General features: G+C 58.7%; 17 protein-coding genes and 1 pseudogene. 9 read left to right on the forward strand and 9 right to left on the reverse strand.

What is annotated here, in order from left to right; genetic code table 11:
- The first annotated feature begins 271 nt into the window (after positions 1–271).
- On the forward strand, positions 272–754 hold the full coding sequence (locus FN060_RS09055) for a cupin domain-containing protein (protein ID WP_142587755.1): 483 nt from the start codon (positions 272–274) through the stop codon (positions 752–754).
- 36 nt (positions 755–790) lie between these two features.
- On the opposite strand, the gene FN060_RS09060 is transcribed toward FN060_RS09055, so the two are convergent.
- The 4 genes from FN060_RS09060 to FN060_RS09075 all read right to left on the reverse strand — a co-directional run bounded on the left by FN060_RS09060 (position 791) and on the right by FN060_RS09075 (position 4,866).
- Positions 791–1,453, reverse strand: a complete 663-nt coding sequence (locus FN060_RS09060; RefSeq protein WP_142587756.1) for an HAD-IA family hydrolase — start codon at positions 1,451–1,453, stop codon at positions 791–793.
- A gap of 102 nt (positions 1,454–1,555) precedes the next feature.
- On the reverse strand, positions 1,556–2,464 hold the full coding sequence (locus FN060_RS09065; protein ID WP_210310631.1) for a methylenetetrahydrofolate reductase: 909 nt from the start codon (positions 2,462–2,464) through the stop codon (positions 1,556–1,558).
- A 102-nt stretch (positions 2,465–2,566) separates the two neighbouring features.
- Positions 2,567–3,979, reverse strand: coding sequence for a vanillate/3-O-methylgallate O-demethylase (ligM, locus tag FN060_RS09070; RefSeq protein WP_142587758.1), 1,413 nt, complete (start codon positions 3,977–3,979; stop codon positions 2,567–2,569).
- Positions 3,980–4,125: 146 nt separating this feature from the next.
- Positions 4,126–4,866 (reverse strand): GntR family transcriptional regulator, encoded by a 741-nt coding sequence (locus tag FN060_RS09075; RefSeq protein WP_052638592.1) that lies wholly within the window; start codon positions 4,864–4,866, stop codon positions 4,126–4,128.
- A gap of 204 nt (positions 4,867–5,070) precedes the next feature.
- Between FN060_RS09075 and FN060_RS09080 the strand changes: the two genes are divergently transcribed.
- Positions 5,071–6,240, forward strand: coding sequence for an MFS transporter (locus tag FN060_RS09080; protein WP_142587759.1), 1,170 nt, complete (start codon positions 5,071–5,073; stop codon positions 6,238–6,240).
- 17 nt (positions 6,241–6,257) lie between these two features.
- Here FN060_RS09080 and FN060_RS09085 read toward each other — a convergent pair whose 3' ends face one another.
- Positions 6,258–7,460: an MFS transporter gene (locus FN060_RS09085; protein WP_142587760.1), complete on the reverse strand. Its 1,203-nt coding sequence runs from the start codon at positions 7,458–7,460 to the stop codon at positions 6,258–6,260.
- The gene (locus tag FN060_RS09090) at positions 7,460–9,544 is read right to left on the reverse strand and encodes a TonB-dependent siderophore receptor (protein WP_183949671.1); all 2,085 of its coding nucleotides are present in this window, start codon (positions 9,542–9,544) and stop codon (positions 7,460–7,462) included. Before FN060_RS09090 ends, FN060_RS09085 begins: the two co-directional genes overlap by 1 nt.
- Positions 9,545–9,832: 288 nt before the next feature.
- Here FN060_RS09090 and FN060_RS09095 point away from each other — a divergent pair.
- From FN060_RS09095 to FN060_RS09120, 6 genes and pseudogenes are all read left to right on the forward strand, one after another.
- Positions 9,833–11,021: pseudogene (locus FN060_RS09095) on the forward strand (IS481 family transposase).
- Between the two features lie 273 nt (positions 11,022–11,294).
- Positions 11,295–12,020 carry a tyrosine-type recombinase/integrase gene (locus FN060_RS09100; protein ID WP_142587761.1) on the forward strand — a complete coding sequence of 242 codons (726 nt, stop codon included), beginning with the start codon at positions 11,295–11,297 and terminating at the stop codon, positions 12,018–12,020.
- A gap of 19 nt (positions 12,021–12,039) precedes the next feature.
- Entirely contained in the window at positions 12,040–12,597 is a 558-nt protein-coding gene (locus FN060_RS09105) for a hypothetical protein (RefSeq protein WP_142587762.1), read from the forward strand.
- A gap of 162 nt (positions 12,598–12,759) precedes the next feature.
- Positions 12,760–13,503 carry a hypothetical protein gene (locus FN060_RS09110; RefSeq protein ID WP_142587763.1) on the forward strand — a complete coding sequence of 248 codons (744 nt, stop codon included), beginning with the start codon at positions 12,760–12,762 and terminating at the stop codon, positions 13,501–13,503.
- Between the two features lie 286 nt (positions 13,504–13,789).
- The gene (locus FN060_RS09115) at positions 13,790–14,761 is read left to right on the forward strand and encodes a hypothetical protein (RefSeq protein ID WP_142587764.1); all 972 of its coding nucleotides are present in this window, start codon (positions 13,790–13,792) and stop codon (positions 14,759–14,761) included.
- 127 nt (positions 14,762–14,888) lie between these two features.
- On the forward strand, positions 14,889–15,131 hold the full coding sequence (locus FN060_RS09120; RefSeq protein ID WP_142587765.1) for a CsbD family protein: 243 nt from the start codon (positions 14,889–14,891) through the stop codon (positions 15,129–15,131).
- 164 nt (positions 15,132–15,295) lie between these two features.
- On the opposite strand, the gene FN060_RS09125 is transcribed toward FN060_RS09120, so the two are convergent.
- The 3 genes from FN060_RS09125 to FN060_RS09130 all read right to left on the reverse strand — a co-directional run bounded on the left by FN060_RS09125 (position 15,296) and on the right by FN060_RS09130 (position 17,379).
- Positions 15,296–16,447 (reverse strand): hypothetical protein, encoded by a 1,152-nt coding sequence (locus tag FN060_RS09125; RefSeq protein WP_142587766.1) that lies wholly within the window; start codon positions 16,445–16,447, stop codon positions 15,296–15,298.
- On the reverse strand, positions 16,405–16,497 hold the full coding sequence (locus tag FN060_RS23530) for a hypothetical protein (RefSeq protein WP_425312151.1): 93 nt from the start codon (positions 16,495–16,497) through the stop codon (positions 16,405–16,407). The genes FN060_RS09125 and FN060_RS23530 overlap by 43 nt, the downstream gene beginning before the upstream one ends.
- A 210-nt stretch (positions 16,498–16,707) precedes the next feature.
- Positions 16,708–17,379 (reverse strand): hypothetical protein, encoded by a 672-nt coding sequence (locus FN060_RS09130; protein WP_183949670.1) that lies wholly within the window; start codon positions 17,377–17,379, stop codon positions 16,708–16,710.
- Positions 17,380–17,672: 293 nt separating this feature from the next.
- Between FN060_RS09130 and FN060_RS09135 the strand changes: the two genes are divergently transcribed.
- Entirely contained in the window at positions 17,673–19,208 is a 1,536-nt protein-coding gene (locus FN060_RS09135) for a TIR domain-containing protein (protein WP_142587768.1), read from the forward strand.
- The last annotated feature ends 134 nt before the right edge of the window (positions 19,209–19,342 follow it).

The following is a 19,342-nucleotide window of genomic DNA, read 5'->3' on the forward strand; positions in this document are numbered from 1 at the left end:
CCAATATCCGCTGTGTTCTGTCCGGGCATTCATGACGAACCAGGGAGATAAGTAAAGCCCGGGGGAGTATCGCATTGGGACAGGGTCGATCTTGGCCTTGGGCGATGTGTGAACAGGTCCTTCACCAAGGCCTTGCCTTTATGCGCATGGACGTTGAACAATGGGCCGAAGCAACGTTAGCTCCCGTCAGCCGGCCAGCCACCGGTCAGGGGCTCGCGGACCCACTGCTCGGAAGAGTTGGTGAGCCCCGCCAATGCGCACGAGGAACTGCATGTCAGACGACCATCATGATCATCCAGTCCCCGGTACAGACTGGCGCGACAACGGCGTCAAGGTCATACCGGGCAACTCGCTGGATCCGAACACCGCCCAGACCCCTGGAATGAATCGCGCCACGGCGATCAATCATGCGCGCGCCGGAGCGGAGAAGATCTGGGCTGGCACCGTCACGATCCACGCCAACGCCAAGACAGGAGCCCACCACCACGGGGATCTCGAAAGCATCATCTATGTCGTCAAGGGCAAGGCACGGATGCGCTGGGGCAACAATCTGGAATTTGTAGCAGAGGCAGGCCCTGGCGATTTCATTTACGTGCCGCCCTTCGTGCCGCACCAGGAGATCAACGCCAGCCGGGATGAAACGCTGGAATGTGTTCTCGTCCGATCGGGTCAGGAACCCGTCGTCGTCAATCTGGAGATAGAGCCGGTGGAGAAGCCCGAGCAAGTCTTGTGGAAGGATCCGATCCACCGCTGATCATCGACGCGAGTGGTCGCCGGGTGTACGTCAGTTCTAACGCGAATGAATCGATAGCCGGCCGCCGGCGCCTACCGCCACCCGAACGTCCCCATAGTGCGGCAGCTTCGGATAGGCGGTTTCAACGGGATGCTGGTGGGTTGCCGTAATCACCGTGATGTCGGTTCCAGCGGCTTCCGCAGCCGCGACACCGGCCAGGACATCCTCGAAGACCATTGCATCGGTCGCGTCGACGCCCAGTCGCTCCAGGCCGAGCTGGTAGCACTGAGGGTGAGGTTTCCCGACCGCAACATCCTCTGCGGTCACCATAATACGGGGTTGCGGCAGGCCCGCGGCGGCGAGCCTTGCGCGCGCGAGGTCCATAGGCGCCGACGTCACGATGGCCCACCGCTCCGGCGGCAGGGACGCCAGGAAATCAGCCGCGCCTTCGATCGCAACGACACCCTCAACGTCTTCGATTTCGCCACGAAGGATTTCAGCCGCCTCCACCACCGGATCGATCCCCGGGAGGTTCAGGGCAGTAATGGTATCGATGCCGCGCTTGCCGTGCATGGTCGGCAGGAAAGTCCCAAGATCCAGGCCCTGCCGCATGGCCCATCGACCCCAAACCCGCTCCGCCGCAGCAATCGAATTGAGGATGGTGCCATCCATGTCGAACAGGAATCCGCCATAGGTCTTGGTGCTGGGAAACTGGTACATCAGAAGGTATGGGTCCGCCGGCGCGTCTGTTCATGCCGCTGCCAAGCGCGACCACCCTTCATATTTCTCATGCGGTATGCGTGCAAGCTGGAAGCGACGGGACTAACCCTGGTGGGACCCGCCGTCCCTCACCCTTGCCAGCCAGTCCGCGCTTGCCTGTATCCCGCCCAGCGGAAAGACATGCACCCGCTCGATGGAACTTGTCGGGTAAGCTGCGCGATGGGCGGCGATGTCCACGAGGAAGTCCGTCGGTTCGTACGGAACCAGCAGCTTGCGCAGGTCGAGAGCCCGCTTCTGCAGGACGTTGAGCGACGGCCCGACGCCGCAGGCTACGGCATACTTGATCAGTGTCTGCAGCTTTGTCGGACCAGCGACACCGACATGGATAGGGAGAGTGATCCCGGCGGCCGCGATACGTTCAGCCCAGGCGATTACCGGCGCCGCCTCGAACGCGAATTGCGTGACGATGGCCATCTCGGCATTCGTGCGCGCGGAGAAGGACTGCTTCCACCTGAGCGCCTCATCGACAACAGCCGTACCGCCGTCACGGTCGATGTCCCTATTCCCTTCGGGATGGCCGGCCACGTGCAGCCGGTCAAAGCCGAGCCGGTCGAATATGCCCGTTTCCAGCATTGCCATCGAGCTGTCGAGGTCGCCAGCCGGGGTCGAAACGCCGCCGCCGAGCAGCAGCGCCTGCGTGACACCCGCCTCCTCCCGATAGCGCCTTACCCAGGTCTCCAGCGTCAGGCGATCCGGGATAATCCGCGCCGGAAGATGCGGCATCGGCTGGAAGCCCTCATCCGTCAGGCGGCGCGCCGTGGCCACCATGTCGTCGACCGGCGTATCGCGGATATGAGCCACGTAGACCCGCGTCCCCTGCGGCAGGATCTGCCGGAAGTCACTGATCTTCGCCGCTGTTCGCGGCATGACTTCAATGGAACAGTCCGTTAGCACGGATGCCAGCGAGGCTGAGTTCTCGGTCGTCGCGTCATTGCGAAACACGCTTGTCATTCCCATGGCCAACCCTAGACGTCCGACATTCGAGCGGACGCTCCTCGTAAAGCAACAGAAACCGAGCGACGGGCGCGCATAGCACGCCCGCCGCGGGCCGGATCAGCCGGCCTTCTTCGTACGCCAGCTCTCTGCATAGTTCTCGCGAGCTTCCCGGGCATAGGGGGTCGGCGACACACGCACACGGATCTCCGCCTGCTTGTGGCGTTCGGTCGATGTCTTGCCGGTGCCGCCGTTCGGCTCGCCCCAGATCATGGTCAACACATCGCCTTCCTGGACATCGGCATCGACCACGCCGAGCGACAGCATGCAGCGTTCGTTGTAGCTGTAGCCGTTGAACATCGACATCCCGACCATCTTGCCGTCATGCATGACCATGTCCGCGCTGGTGGAGGCATAGTTCGGCTGCGGGAAATCGATCCACTTGTAGTGGTCCTCGCCGGGCTGGAAGGCGGAAGCGATAACCTTGACGACATCCTCGGCATTCCACTCGAAGGTCACCTTCTTGCGGTTGCGGCCGTCCTTCATCTTCTCGAGCGCCTGCTTGCCGATGAAGTCGGACTTCCAGCCGATGTAGAAGCCGTATCCGAGTTCGAAGGGGTTGACGTAGTAGTCTTCGATGTTGCTGGACACGAAGCTGCCGCCGATCGCCCCCGTCGCCTCATAGCTGTCGGCGCCCAGCCAGTCGCGGTACTCCTTCATCATCCCGTCACCGGTGTAGATTCCCGGCAGCGGCGACGGAATCCAGCCAGATTCCAGCGTGTTCGTGGAGTATGCGCGGCTGCCGACCTGGTGAAGGTCAACACCGGCGTCACGCGCTGACTGCAGGATCACGCTGCGAATATACTCAAGATCAGCGTAGGGCCCCCAGATCTCTAGGCCAGGTGCGCCCGCCATCCCGTGGCGCAGTGCCTGCACCCGCTTGGAGCCAACATTGATCCAGTCGACGTGGAAGAACTTGATGTCCGGAACCGGACCGCCATTCATCTTCTCGAAGATTTTCGGTGCATCCGGACCCTGGATCTGGAACCGATAATGGGTGCGGTAGACCGCCTTGCCGTCCGGTCGCGAGGGCGATCGTGGATCGCGATGTATACGCACGTTCCACTTGCCGATTGCCTGCTGGAACTGCACCCAGTTGGCGGTCGGGGCACGTCCGACGAGGATGAACTTGTCCTCCCGCTCCCGGAAGATGATCATATCGCCGATCACGTGGCCCGCCGGCGTCACCGGTACGAAGTGCTTTGCACGGTTCAGGTCGAAGTTGGCGAAACTGTTGATCCCGACATACTCAAGGAAAGCAGCTGCCTGAGGCCCTTCGACGATCACTTCATCCATATGGTGGGACTGATCGAACAGGACCGCGGATTCGCGCCAGGCACGCTGCTCGTCGCGCCAGTTTGTGAACTCCGGCGCCACCACCGGGTATACATACATTCCGACTTTGGAGTTGCGGAGCATCTCCACGACGTTGCCGCTGGCACTGATGACGTCCGAAAGACTGGATCTCGTCACGATATCTCCTCCCTGAGATGAGTGATGATGTATACATCATCCTCATTCAGGGCAAAACATCAAGAGGGCTGACGGCGAATTCTCTCAAGCGTCATCGCAACCCTGTATGCACGGGGAGCCAGTCTGCCTTGATTGATCACTGGAAATCAGCTGTTGAGAAGCGCCAGCCCCGGGACACGGAGTATGAGGTCGGGGTCCTCGAGGGTCACATATTCGAGATTTCGGCGGGCAATCCGCGCATGCTCCCGCGCAATGAACTCTGCACGGGTGCCCTCCCGTGAACCGATCGCCGATACCAGCGCGCGATGCTGCTCCTGCGCCACATGGAGCGACTGCCTGAAGACATCGATATTCGTTCGGTCAGAGAGGAACGCCGAGGGTGAAGCGAAGGGCAGACGCGTTGCGCGATCGATTTCGCGCTGCAGGACCGCACTGCCGGAGAGCTCCACCAGGATGCGATGGAACTGCCCGTTGAGCTCCGAATAGCCCTCGAAATCCACGTCGTTGGGTGCCGCACCGAAACAGTCATCCAACTGGATCAGCACCTCTTCCATCTCCTGCAGCCGCCTCGCCGGCGCTCCGCGCTCGGCTGCGAGCCGCGCCGCCGTCCCTTCGAGCACGCCACGCAATTCGATCGCGTCTACGACATCGGCAAACGTGAAGCTGCGGACAACGAAACCGCCATTAGCGAGCCGGTCCAGCAACCCCTCCTCGGCCAGGCGCGACATCGCCTCGCGAATCGGAGTTCGGGAAATCTGCAGCGTCTCGGCAAGCGGGACCTCGAAAAGGCGCGTGCCGCCGGGAAAGTCACCATTCAGGATACGCTTGCGAAGCTCCATCAGCGCCGCAAGTGTGTGCGTCGTCCGCCCCGTATCCTCGATCGACATGGTCCTGCCCCTGTTTCCTTGCCCGAAAATCTAGCCGGGGACCCGGATGCCCGCAAGCATATTTGCCACGCTGCATACATCCGCGGCTGCCAGACCTTGGCGTATCGATCTCTCCCCTATACCAACTCTTCCGGGACATCTGCCCGGCCGCCGAGTCGCGTGCAGGCGCGCTCGCCCACCGGGGATGAAATTGAAGATTAGGCAATGACGACACGCTGGAGCCACGTCACCATAGCGGTGCTGGGAGGAGTTGCTGCGGCTGTGCATGTCGGCAAGGTTCCGCCTGCCTTGCCGCTTCTGCGCGAGGAACTGCAACTGGATCTTGTCGCTGCCGGCTGGCTCATGGGGCTGGTCGCGCTGATGGGCGGTCTTCTGGGCCTCGTCATGGGGCGGCTCGCCGATCGCGTCACGCACCGGCGCGCGATGATACTCAGCCTCGTCCTCCTGACATGCGGGAGCATGGCGGGTCTGTTCGCACACTCGGCTGCAATGCTCTTCGCCAGTCGAATCGTAGAGGGCTTTGGATTGATCCTGGCCGTCGTCGCTGCGCCTGCGCTCATTACGAGCGCGACCGAGGCCCGCGATCGCGGGCTCGCTTTTGCAATCTGGGCCGCCTGGTTGCCGGTCGGTGTCGGTGGAATGATGCTCGTCTCACCGGTCCTGCTGCCGGTCTACGGCTGGCGCGGCGCCTGGATCGCCGCTGCACTTTTCACGCTCATACCCCTGGCAGCTCTCCTCCTGTCCAGGCCGATCTCCTCCGTCACCGGAGCCACGCCGTCATCTTCCCTTCTCGATGGGGCAAGACTGACGGTCGCCCTTCCGACCACCTGGCTGCTTGGCGGAATGTTCCTTCTCTATGCGGCAAGCTTCATGTCCGTCTTCGGCTTTCTGCCAACGATGCTGATCGAGGAGAGCGGGCTCGCATTGGGCACTGCTTCCGTAATGACGGCAATCGCCGTACTCGCGAATGTCCCGGGCAACATCGCCGGCGGCTATCTTCTGCGTCTCGGTGCGCGGCGGTGGGCATTGATCGTCATCGCCTTCTTCCTACTGTCGCTGAGCGCCTTCGTCGTCTTTGCGTCCGAGCTGCCGCTGACGATCCGCTACACGGCCGCATTGCTCTACGCGGCAACCGGCGGGCTTCTTCCCGCCTCGATCATGAGCGCCCTCCCCGCCTATGCGGCCCGGCAGGACCTCGTCAGTACGATCAGCGGCTTTGTTATGCAGGGCACCAACCTGGGGCAGTTTCTCGGACCGCTGCTCCTCGCCGCCGTGGTATCCGCCAAGGGCTGGGCCGCGGCACCCTATTATGTCGCTGCGACAGCCCTCTTTGGTATCCTCCTTGCCCTGATATTCCGGCGCCGGGAGATCTGACTGGGACGGACAAGTTCTCACCGGTCTGCAAAACGCATCATGACCGGCCCAGAGGCCAGGGCCACCAAGGACGCACCGAGAAACAGCACCCCGTAGCCGAGCGCTTCCGCAAGATAGCCGGCGGCGACACCGCCTGCGAGGCTGACGAGCGCATCCATGCTCTGGAACAGTGTGAAGTCGACGCCAGCCTGACGGGGATCCGACCATCGCATGAACTGCGCGTAGAGGCCGACGAAGCCGAATGCCATAATGCCCGACGTACTGCCGATTGCGACCCCCATGAGCACCGGCACGGGTATCGCGTCCGTCCAGCCGGCGAACGCCAGCAGGCTCAGTGCCGCCGCCTGGAGGGCGAGCGCCAGGAGCAGCACTGGACGGATCCCCCATGACAGAACGCAGACTCCGCCTATCAGCGCAGCGGCCGAGCCGATCAACAGGGTGCCGACACCATTGAGTATCCCGACAGTCGTCAGTTCAACACCCTTGTCGACGAGAAACGGCCCGATCATCCCGAGCGCCGATTTCTGGGCGAGCACGAAGATCGCCGCGACAATCAGACCTCTCCTCAGGAGCGGTCGCCCAAGGGCGTGACTCAGGGATGGCACATGGCGTCGCGCCTCGATTGGCATGTGGCGGACGACACCGAACAGGAAGGGCATGCCGAGCAGTACGACCAATCCTGCCATGGACCAAGTGGCGAGCCGCCAGTCGGATGTGCCGACGAGATAGAGGAAAAGGCCACCACCCAGCGCGGCACCCAGATATGCGCCACCAACCTGCGCCGCATTGGCCCATCCGTGGTGACGCTGGGCCAGGCTCTGCACGGCAAAGCCGTCGCAGGCAATATCGACGGTGGAGGCGGCAAAGGCAACGACGATCAGGATGGTAAAGAGGCCGGTCCAGTTCGACGCGTCGAGCATCCCGACCGATATCAGCCCGAGGACGGAGACAAGGCCTCCGACGAGCACGATCGAACCAGATCGATCGCGGCCGGCTACCGGCAGCCTGTAACGCTCCACCGCTGGCGCCCACAGGAACTTCAGCACCCATGGAAGCGCGATCAGCGAGACGAGACCTATGCGATCGAGCGATACACCCGCCTCACGCATCACGGCGGGGAGCCCCGTCCAGGTCATGCCGCCAATCACACTTTGCGCCACATAGAGAGCGGCGATGCCCGTAAGCAGCACCGCCGGTGATGGTTGATTCGTCGTCGCCATCAGAACCGGTAACGCAGGCTACCATAGACGGTTCGTCCCTCGTCCCAGTAGCAATTGCCCGAGGTGCAGATCGCTTCCTGCCTGTCGAACAGGTTCTTTGCGTTCACCTGCAGCGAGAGGCCCTGCAGATCCGGATTGCGGTAGCCGAAGTCGTAGGAGACGGCGGCGTCGACCAGCGTGCGCGAGCTGCTCTTGAACGTGTTGGCGTCATCACCATAACTTTCGCCAACATATCGCACCCCTGCCCCGAGCCCCAGGCCAGCCAGCGGGCCATCCTCGAAGAGGTAATGCCCCCACAGCGATGCAACATGGTTCGGAGCGCCCGAAAGCTCGTTCCCCACTGTGCCCGGCAGGCCTTCCTCGATCGTCATGCGCATGTAGGTATACGATGCAATGAGGCTGAAACCGTTGTCGAAGGACGCGTTTGCCTCCAGCTCCAACCCCCGGGAGTGCAGGTCGAGCTGTCGCTGAACCTGATTGCCGGCGGCATCGAAGGTCCCGTCGAAGACCACTCCGTCGGTCTGGTCGATATCGAAATAGGCAGCGCCCAGCATCATGTTCGTCTCGGGAATTTCGTACTTGACGCCGATCTCGATCTGATCGGCACTGGTGGGTTCCGCGACTGTTCGGGTTCCGCTTGCGTCATAGACGAAACCGAGGTTGGGCGAAAACGACGTCGCGTAGCTGGCGTAAGGCACCAGACCCCAGTCGAACTGGTAGGAGAGACCGGCTCTCCAGGAGAAGGCGCGATCGGTGGTGTCGATAGCGGTTCCCGCAGATGTCACGCTGTCGGAAGCCGCCCAATCCTGCCGTCCGGTGAGGAAGAGCGTCCAGCGGTCCCACTCGATCTGGTCGTGCAGGTAGATGCCATACTGGTCCATCTCCTGCTCGCCCGACGACGCGAAGGCTTGGAGGGCAACATCGGCAGGCGACGTGGTGGATCCGCGTGCCTTGGCCGAATAGTCCCACCAGTTGTAGTTGAAGCCGAGGATTGCCGTATGCGACAGCGGACCGGTATCGAATTCGAACTCGGCGATGTTGTCGACCGAGAAGGCAGAGACCTTTTCCTTGTACTGCGACCAGGAGGTTCCGAGATAGCTGTACTTCAGGTCCGCATCTACTTCGTGGTAGCGAAGGTTCTGGCGCAGGGTCACGACGTCGTTCAGCCGATGCTCGAATTCGTATCCGATCCGGCCCTGCGTTGTGGTGAAGTCGTTCCAGTCCGGATCTCCGGAATAGATGTCCGATATCTGTCCCAATGAAGGATTGACGTAGTACGCCGTCGCCCCCACGACGGACCTCGAATACTCGCCCAGAAGCGTGAACTTTGTGTCCTCATCCGGCTTCCAGGTGAAGGCAGGGGCGAGATAGAAGGTGTCGTCCGGATAGCCGTCGATATGGGTGTCGCTCTTCCGTCCTACCGTCGTGAACCGGTAGAGCAGGCTCCCCTCATCATCCACCGGACCCGACAGATCAACGGCGGCCTGATAGCGGCTGTCCTGGCCCAGCAGCAGCTCAACCTCGCGGAATTCTTCGTGCTTCGGCCGCTTCGTCACCATGTTGACGATGCCACCCGGACCGCTGACCCCATAGAGCGACGACGCCGGCCCCTTGAGAATGGTCACGCCCTCTAGGCCGTAGGGTTCGGTGCGAAACCATGCAGAGGGGCCGTTGAACTGTTTCAGACCATCACGGAAGGTCCCGGTATAGTAGGCCGGAAAGCCTCTCAGGTAGAATGCATCATAGCGGCTGTCGTAGCCGAAATTGGTCGGGTTCGCCCCGGCCGTATAGGTCAGCGCCTCATTCAGTGTCCGCGGCTTCTGGTCCTCGATCTGGTCCTGGGTTACGACCGAGACCGCCTGCGGTATCCGGACGAGTGGCGTGTCGGTCTTCGTTCCGATTCGGTCGCTTTTGGCGACATAGCCATCCTGGACCAGGATGTCGTCGCTTTCCGCTTCGAGAACGATGGTCTCAAGTTCGGTGCCTCCGGCACTATCCTGTGCAATCGCACCCGTGGAAAGGCAAAGCGAAACCCCCGCCAGAAGCATGAGCCTCCGGCGCCAGAACATTGATCTGAAACGCATTTATTTATCCCCTGTGATCGGGGCGATCAGATCACAAAGATGATTGCGCAAGTCAAGTATAGTCGCAAAAGCCGGGCGCGAGCTATGCTGCCTGTTGCAGAACAGACACACTCAGCCGCCGTAGATTCTCCGGGAGATATCCGTGATGGCCTTATGGCTCGTGCGCCACCGTCCGCTACACGTTCAGACGCCAGTTGGATGGTGCACAAGAATGTCCGACCTGAGAGATAGGTGACATTTCGTACCGGATACATGGGTAACACTTTTCGACTTTGTCGGGAGGTGTTGATGCCGTGGAGAGAGACTTCGGTCATGGAGGAACGTCTACGATTTGTCGCCCGGCTGCTTGAGGGCGAAGGCATGAGCGAGGTGTGCCGAGCGTTCGGCATCTCGCGCAAGACCGGCTACAAGATCTTCAACCGCTACAAGGATGATGGCCTAGAAGCGCTGACCGATCGATCCCGACGGCCGGTGCGCTATCTCAACCAGTTGCCGGATCCGGTTGAGGCGATGATTGTTCGCCTCAGACAAGAGAAGCCTTACTGGGGTGCCAGGAAGATCAGGGAACTGCTCGTCAAACGGCTGGCCGGCGATGTGCGCATTCCGGCAAAGAGCACCGTACACGCCGTACTCGATCGTCACGGCCTTGTGAGCCAGGCCCGCAAGAGGAACCGGGCGAACAAGGCCGTCGGCACGCAGCTATCGGCGGCACCTGGTCCCAACGATCTCTGGTGCGCCGACTTCAAGGGCGAGTTCAAGCTAGGCACGGCAATACTGTTACCCCCTGACGATCACCGACCAGCTCTCGCGCTATCTTCTGTGTTGCGAGGCCTTCGAATCGACGCGCGAACAGGGTGTCTTCGAGGCCTTTCGGCGGGTTTTTGCCGAGCGGGGCCTGCCGGCCGCGATCCGCTCCGACAACGGCCTGCCCTTCGCCAGTCCCAACGGGCTCTACAATCTGTCAAAGCTCTCGGTCTGGTGGCTCAGGCTCGGCATCGCCCTCGAGCGCATCCGTCCCGGTCACCCGCAGGAGAACGGCCGCCACGAGCGCATGCACCTGACGCTCAAGAAGGAAGCGACGAGGCCGCCGGGCCGCAATATCCTGCAGCAGCAGATGCGTTTCGACGCTTTCGTAAGCGAATTCAATGAAGAACGGCCGCATGAGGCGCTGTCTATGAAGGTACCGGCAGAGCTCTACACCACGTCGCCCAGACTCTATCAGGGCCTGCCGGACATCGACTATCCCTTCCACGATCGCGACGCCATCGTCACCAACTGCGGGCGGCTTTGCATCCATCGCAAGAAGATCAATATCTCGACGGTGCTGGCCGGACAGAGGCTCGGGCTCAAGGAAGTCGACGACGGCATTTGGCTCGTCAGCTTCATGCACTATGATCTCGGATATATCGACCTGGAGCAGAGAACATTGCAAACCATCGACAACCCGTTCGGCACGAGGTTGTCACCCATGTATTAGGGACAAACCGTTACCTATGTCTCCGGGTCGGACAGAACAAAATTGGCGACCCCTGCAGCAGTACCAAAAGTAAGCGCGGTCAATATCTTGGATGAAGGTGGGACCAAATCGCGCCCCATTGCTTTCATTGAGGAATTCAGAACGCCCGGTCGCACCTCGGAGGTCGCCCGAGGGATCGCCAGGACATTCGCGGAAGCGGCAGACAGCTACCTGCAGTTTGGTGGTAGCGATCGCTTCCTGACCCCAATCATCAATCACCTAGGCGGACGGAAGATGTTCGAGATCTTCCCCTTCGACATCAAACAGATGTCGATCGCACTTTACCCGAATCACTCCGCCGCCACCCGAAACCGCCAGGCTATAACGCCGACGCGAGCCGTGTTCTTCCATGCCTACGAACGGGGCTGGGGCCCCGCATTGAAGATCCGCAACTTCAAGGAAGATCCACCGGCGAGGAAGAAGGCAGCTTCCCATGCATGGCTGCATGCCTTCATCCGGCAGGCAGAGCGGGATGGCTTGCCACACCTGGCGGCACTGGTCATGTTCATGAGCCAGACGGCAGCTCGGGTCAGTGAAGCCATCGATCTACGATGGACTGAGGTGGACCTTCTGCACCGCAGCGCGATCCTTCTCAAAACGAAGACGAGCACCAACTCGCGGCGCGTCATGACCGACCAGATGGTGGCGAGGCTCTATCCGATGCAGGAGGGCGCAGATCCGCAGGATAGGGTTTTCCGCTACACGAGCCGACACTCTGTCAACGAGCGGATTAAGGCGGTTTGTGCACGAGCGGAGATTCCATACAAGTCGAGCCACACATGCGGGCGCCACGCCTTCGCCAATAACACGCTGGCGCTTGGGGTTGATGTGAAGACCGCAATGGATGCCGGCGGATGGAAAAGCCCAGGCGTCTTCCTCGGAACATACGTCAACCCGATGAACGCCGGCAGGATGGTCGCCGAGCGCTTGAATCGTTATCAATACGACGCGGATCTTTAACTGCTGTATGGGAACGGGAATGGAAGGCGTAGAAGACGACATCTTGTTCGCCAGACGTCTCGTGATATCTCACGCCGATCTGCAGATGGCGCTCAGCGCCCTCACCTTCCTCGAAGAATACGACATGGAGGAGAGGTACAGTCGCGTGGATCTGCGGCGCCTCAAGTGCTTCGAGACGACCTTCGTCGTCAGCTACAGCCGCGCCTTTAGCGACAATAAGGGAAGCCGGTATCCCAGGCTTTCGCTCCGTCGTATCGATGTGAAGCTTTCTACCGAGGAGAGGAAGCTTCACGACGTGATCCTTGACCTCCGCAATAAGGTGTATGCACACGCCGACGAGAGCATGGCTCACGTGCGGCTGGACATTCATGAGATCGACATCGACATCGAAAGCGAAACAGTTCTGTTTCCGCACTTACAATTCGATCATAGCCTATACTTCTCCGGGTACATGGAGCAGCTGCAGGCCCAGGAACTGATCAGGAAGGTAATGTCTGGCCTCGTGAGAAAGCTGATGGCCATGAGCACCACGCTTCGTGACCATGGTGCAATCTACATTCGACCCACCGGGGACTGACAACGTGCCCGCTGGCAGCGACCGGATATCGGAGTCCCGGAGGAATTCTGGAAAGGCTGAGGCGTCAATAGCTTCTCCGCGCGTGGGACAAATTCCGTCTCTCGGAAACCGTTATGCTTTTTGCTAGAGAAGTCTCACTTATAGTCTGGCCGGAAGCCTTCTATGGAAACATTAGCATCCTGGGAAACGTGGAAGAGCCTCCTCGCCTTCCTCAGCGCAGCAGGCTTATCTATCGCTGCCGTGGTCGGTGCGGCCTACGGCTTATTCCGTTTCCTTGGTGAGCGCTGGATCAATCATAAACTCACAGAGAGGCTAGAAGCCTATCGGTCAGAACAAGCACGCGAACTGGAGAGGCTGCGACACAAAATCAACGGCGTATTTGATCGTACCAAGCGTCTGCACGATCGAGAATTCGAGGTTCTGCCTGACGTGTGGGGGAAGCTGGTAGAAGCAGAGAGTTGGGCACAATCCTACTTATCAGGTTTCCGTCAATACCCCGACCTGCGGAAACTTAGCGATGATGATCTAGCAGAATTCCTAGAGGGCACTCGCTTCTCAGAAGCGCAAAAACGCACCATCAGGGACGCCGGCGATCCCCTAAAAGCTTACCGCAAGATTGAAGAAATGTATCGGTCCCGAGACGCTATCGAGAAGGTCCGAGACGCAAGCCGCAGCCTCCGCAAGCATGGTATCTTTGTGATGGACCCCTTGCGAAGCGACATGGATAAGCTGATCGATCTGATCCATGCCGCTCTTATTGAGGCGGAGATGAATCATCAACATGAAATTCAGCCGCCAATGAGGGACAGCTACAAGTCCTTCAAGAGTGAAGGCGAGCTTCTTTTCAAGAAGATTGAGGCCGGCGTGAGAGAGCGCCTGTGGGACTCGGCTACAACCGAGGTTTGATTGAGTAAACACAACGAGGACGTCCTTACCCCCTTAGGGCCAAGCCTCTGATCCTCCCGAACGGCGATCGCGTCGCGAAAATCTAAGTACCCGGCGAGACAACTCCGGACGAGTGGGGCTTGGTCTGGTCCAAGTACCGAGGAGCCAGGTCCTCTTCTTCGAATCTGATGTTGATCATGAAGCTGTACTTCCGACTTTCCAGTGCTACACTAGTGTCGTTCAATGATCTAAGTGATAGCTAGGACCGTCAGGTCAAGTTTTGAAGTTTCTCTGAAGGGAGGACGTCGTGGCTAGGCTCTCTGTAGCGTTGTTGATGGTGGGAATGTTGATGTGGACTGTCGAGGCCCACGCCCAAGAATGCGACCCGCGATCGTTCATGATTCAGAACATCTCTAGCATACAACAGAGCGGCGAAACTGAGCTCGCCTTCGTCCTTACATCGAGTCGAGAAGAATTCGAAACTGTAAAGAAAAGCGGCGGCCTGGCAGGTTCATATAACCTAATTTCTGGCTCCGCCAACTACGACGAAGCCAAGCAAAAGGCGGAGCAAATCGCCCAATCTATCAGGTTCGACTACAGGCAGTCCTATGCTTCAAGCATTTTCCTGCAAGCTATATCTCCCTTGGCGACGGCTGCCTATTCCGAGTGCTTGAACAAGAACCGCGAGACGCCTGGGTTGGCCCTCTGGTTCGAAAAGATGGAAGGAGATTACGTCACCCTCCGTGCCTTCTGGATAGGGAGGAACGTTAACCTGGCTACAGCTGAATACGACGAGGATCCAGTTGTTGGAGGGGGGGAAATAGTAGCGCAGCCGAGAACTTGGACCAAGGCAAAAGCTGAGAAGATTGTGGTGAAGCGTACTCCGGGCGAGGATCTCTTCGTGAGCTTGGCAGTTGGAGGGGAGACCAACTCGGTAATTGTTGTGAAGAGCCCGCCAGCAGTACTGTGGCAACAAGCTTCAGTGACAGCGCCTTCGCCGATGCAGGCGTGCTCGCACGGTCCGAATCCAGGATGCAGCGCAGGCGAGGCAAAGCAATGCGTTGATGCTACACGCCCTGGGGGACGCTTCGTCGAGAACACATGGGCCATTACCAACAGAACAACGTCGGATCCGTCCACGTATGGGGAGAACTTTGAGAAGAGGGGTTCGTCAAAGATCTGCGTGACGATGACCCAGGGCACGGGGGCTTGCGAGGTGACCCAGTGCGCTGTGGGACAACTCACCGCCGTCGAGACTTATCCAACCGTCGCAGAATGAAACCTTCACCCTCCTGGAATTGCGTACGCAAGGTGGAGGAAGGCCTCATCACCTGCGACCTCTTCGCCATTTTGAAATCTCCGGACTGCGCGTTGATGTGCGCAACGGTCCAGATGGAGGAAGATCAATGGATTGGAACCGCGTCGAAGGAAACTGGAAGCAGATGAAGGGCAAGGCCAAGGAACAGTGGGGCAAGCTCACTAATGATGACCTCGACCGGATCGAAGGCAAGCGTGACCAGCTCGAAGGCAAGCTTCAGGAGCGGTACGGCTACGAAAAGGATCAGCCCCGCCGGGATGTCGATGACTGGTACTGTCGTCAGACCTGGTATCCCATCAGCCCCGCTTCGACGGGGCTTTGTGCTATCTGAATTCTACGTCCCTGCTCTACCCACTCCCTTAGTGTCAGGCGCTGGTCCTGCCCAGACCGGCACCAACCCCATCGGGATCGCGACACACATCGCCTCGTTTGCGCGGTCTTATGTGGCAAACGCACCAAGTTACTAAGTCCCTCGGAAGGTGCATGGAAGTAACGTCATGCAGACTTGTCATTACCCGGAGGCCTGCTACGTTTAGCATCCTGCGACTTCAGGTACTCACGAATCTTTGCAATATTCCGCTCCGTGTAACGGGAGCTCTCTTCCCGTTCCTCTTCTGTCGGCACTCTGTTCCCTACGCTGCCCCATGGCCCCTTACTGGCTTCGGGAAGTTCAGCAAACCAGCAAGGAGCGTCATCGAGACGATCGAGCCACCATCCACCCGGCGGTCCGTACTCGTGAGCCTTCCTCAACCAGAAGTCTTTGTGTCTTCGCCTCCCATCGACACTATCATACCCGAAGCGAACACCAATGAAAGTCTGGACGGCGGGCGGATCGCCACCACGCGCGCCACCCATTTCAACCACCCTAACGTCTCCCGGCTTCAAAGCAGAGGTCACGCCATATCCGCCATTCCCACCGCTAGCGACAAGCGCTCCATCCCAGAAAACAAACTCGTGAATCCATGTGCGCTTAATAAAGGCAGGCCAACTGCTGTCATTCTTGATCGTCACCGCAATCCAATACTGGCCTTCGACGACTGGGCCGGCCCAAGTGTCCGGCATGGGTCCGTATGTCGCTTCTGCAACGAAAAGATACGGGTCGAACTGCCTTTCGGCTTCAGCCTTGGCGAACTCGTTGGCGAGTTGCGCCAGCTCAACCTGCTCCCGCGCGTGATCGGCAGCCAAGACGGCGGCAGCAGTGGTGCTCTTTGCTTCGTCAACCATGTCTCTGGCGTAGTCAGCGGCACGCCTGGTGTGGTGCAAGGTGCGAATGACAGCGACCAACGCAGCGAAGGTGAGCAATACGGTCAGGAACGTCGCCCAGAACATCCACATAGCCCAAGTAGCCATCTCTTCCTGAGCGGCCAAATCGCGCTTTTCTCTCTCTACCTGCTGACGGCGCTGCGCTTGATCTTCCTCGGACATAAGATCGCGGATGGCAGACTCGATGCTACTGAGCACGGGCACCAGATCAACAGAGCTTGGTTGCTGGTCGCGGCCTTCGTCGCCCGTGAGTGCACCTTCCTCTTGCCTCCGCTCGGCTACGGGATCGTCTTTTAGGGAGGGTTGCAAACTATCTTGGGCTAAAGCGTTAGCGGCTATCGCTAATGCAATTGCAGCCGCTGTGAGCCAATAGCGTATGGACATCTAGAAAGATCAGCCGCCGTGAATTTGCCCCTGGAGATCTTATTCCGCACGTTTACCTCTTACTCGTCAACGACTCTATCTTGTACGGCGGCTTTGTTGTGATGAAATCATTGGAAGCGTTGCCAGCTCCGCCTGGAAGTCCGTCCGGAACTCATCGGCTGCATTGTGAAGAAACGAGGCGCCTCGGCGGCCTTCCGAGAGGTTAGCATTGGGTTGCTATAGAATCTTCTTTACTTTGCTGTCACAGGTTACCGTCCGGCTCAGTTATCGAACTCATCCATGCTCTTTGGCGACGGGAGAAGTGCCAGAAAACGTGCAAAGACCATCAAGGTCATGAAGAGCCCCACCAATGCCTGCAGGCTGAAAGCCACTACTGCCAGGTCATCGGAAGGTTGATAGCGGTAGGCGTTGAACGAAAACATCAGCAACATGCTCTCCCGCAGCATCTCGAAGAAGGTCGGCGCTGGCGTGAGCAGGACCAACCGACCCGCTCGGTATAGCCAGACATAGATCACGCCAAACCAGCAGAGCACTTCGAAATAGTTGTGCACCAGCAGGATCACCATCCGGCGGAAACCAATTACCGCGTACGGCGCATTCCGCCGCTTCGATCTGTACTCGTCGAACAGCAGCACGTTGACTTGGTAGATCGTCATCTCGGCGATACGATATGCGCCATAGAGCGCAAAGGCGATGAGCACGATGTTCGAGTCTCGGTCGCTGCGGTACGACCCAACCGCGAGAACAATGATGGAGAGTGCGGTATTGAAGAGCACGTACCCTTCGATGAAGCCGCCCATGTGACGTCGGACGATTGGGATCTTACGGAGAAGAGTGACCAGCGAGAGCTTCCCCAGAAACTCGAAAATCCGCGCCCAGAACCGCACGATCCAACTGAGGTCCCTGCCCTCGCATTGTAATTTGTCTTGCATCGCACCCTCACCATCAACGCCGTCAGCAGGGGACGTTCCTTGGCGCAATCAGTCAAGCCGGACGCCGCTTTTTCCCCAGAGGGAGGACGCTCAACTAGAACTTCGTGGTGGTCCCGGAGGGACCCATAGAACATCGATTGCTCAAGAGATTGGGAGCCCCGTTAGCCATGTATGTACCCGCAGCGTTCCAGACTTTTGGCTAATCGGATAACGAGAGTCGACATCACCACTGGTTGCGCCGCACCTACGACTCAATCAACATGCAGGTGAAGTTTCAAGGCAGCGGATTTGTTATGGCCTACCTCGAAGAAGTGTTCCGGCTTTCTGGCGTCCCTACGCATACCTTCGTGCACCCGGAAAGATATGACGAAATCAAAGTCTCAATGCGGACACCCGGCAGATGCATGGTCGTCGAAGGCCCCTCGGGAATCGGGAAGACAACCACGATTGCAAGAGTGCTCGACGATCTTGATATGAGCGCCCATGTTTTGTCTTTGAGCGCCCGACGACCTAAAGATGTCGACCTGATCCGATCGCTGCCGGAAATGGACGCTATTGGTACAGTAATCGTCGACGACTTTCACCGTTTGCCGGACGATATCAAGGCAGGGCTCTCAGACTTCATGAAGGTCCTGGCGGATTCCGAAGACGACAAGTCCAAACTCATTCTGGTCGGTATCAATAAGGCTGGCACCCAGCTCGTAAAGTTTGCTCACGATCTTGGCCTTCGAATTGACGTCTTCAAGCTGGAGGCGAACCCAAAGGAATTGATCCAGAAGGTAATACATCTGGGCGAAGAAGCCCTCAACGTTTCGATTAACGGCAGGGAGGAACTTGCGGATCGAGCACAGGGAAGCTTCCAGTTGGTGCAATTGCTCTGCCACAAAATGTGCGTTCTTGATGGGGTTACGGAGACCCTACAGGAGCGACGGACGATAGAAACGTCAGTCAATGTGGTCGTTGAGGATGTGATAAACGACCTCAGCCGACAATTCAAAGAGGCTGCGATAACATTTGCTCGCGGCTCCAAGCTTCGAAAAGAAGGTCGCGCCCCATATCTCCACATATTAAGATGGCTCTCTCAAGCAGATGAATGGTCGTTGGACTTGGCGGAAGCCATGGCCGAGCATCCGGACATGAAGGGGAGTATTAGCCAGGTCATAGACAAAGGATGGCTACAGGCGCTCCTTGACGACCCGGAAAAGACGAAGGTCCTCGGCCCATACTTTCACTTCGAGCCATCAACTTCGGTCCTCTCAGTCGAAGATCCCAAGCTGATCTTTTATTTGAAGAACATCATATGGAGAGTCTTCACAAGACAGGTGGGCTACAAAGCCGACTACTTCGAAGGCCGGTTTGACTTTGCCTTGTCCTTTGCGGGCGCCAATCGCAGCTTGGCGGAGAAAATCTTCGCCCTCCTCAGTGAGCGAGAAGTGTCCTGCTTTTATGACGAGAACGAGCAACACCGTATCATCTCACAGAACGTCGAAGACTACCTCGCCCCAATCTATCGTAGCGAGGCACGTTATGTGGTTGTCCTGCAGTCACCTGAGTACCCAACCCGCATTTGGACAAAGTTCGAGAGTGACCACTTCCGCGAGAGGTTTGGGCGGAATGAGGTGATCCCGATCCGGTTTACCACTGTAGTGCCGGGGTTCTTTACCGAAGACGCGAAGTATGGCGGCCTAGCTTTCGATCCAAAGGGTGATGAGGATGAGCAAGCGGGACTGATCGTCGACATGCTGTGCAAGAGATTGATTGAGGACCGATCAGAGAGTAAAGCGGCTGAAGCAGAGGAGGCAATGGGCGTGAACGTTGCTACCGAATAGCCCCGCCCTTGTGAGTAAGTAACTTATCCCTTGGTAAGGGAGAGGCCGAGAGTTCAAATCTCTCTAGCAGCACCATCAACCGCCTTGTTTATAAACACTTTTCGCCGTGCGACGGTCGCCGTGCTCTTTCGCGA

The sequence above is a fragment of the Pseudorhizobium halotolerans genome (genome assembly GCF_902153235.2).
In the GTDB taxonomy this organism is placed as follows: domain Bacteria; phylum Pseudomonadota; class Alphaproteobacteria; order Rhizobiales; family Rhizobiaceae; genus Neorhizobium; species Neorhizobium flavum.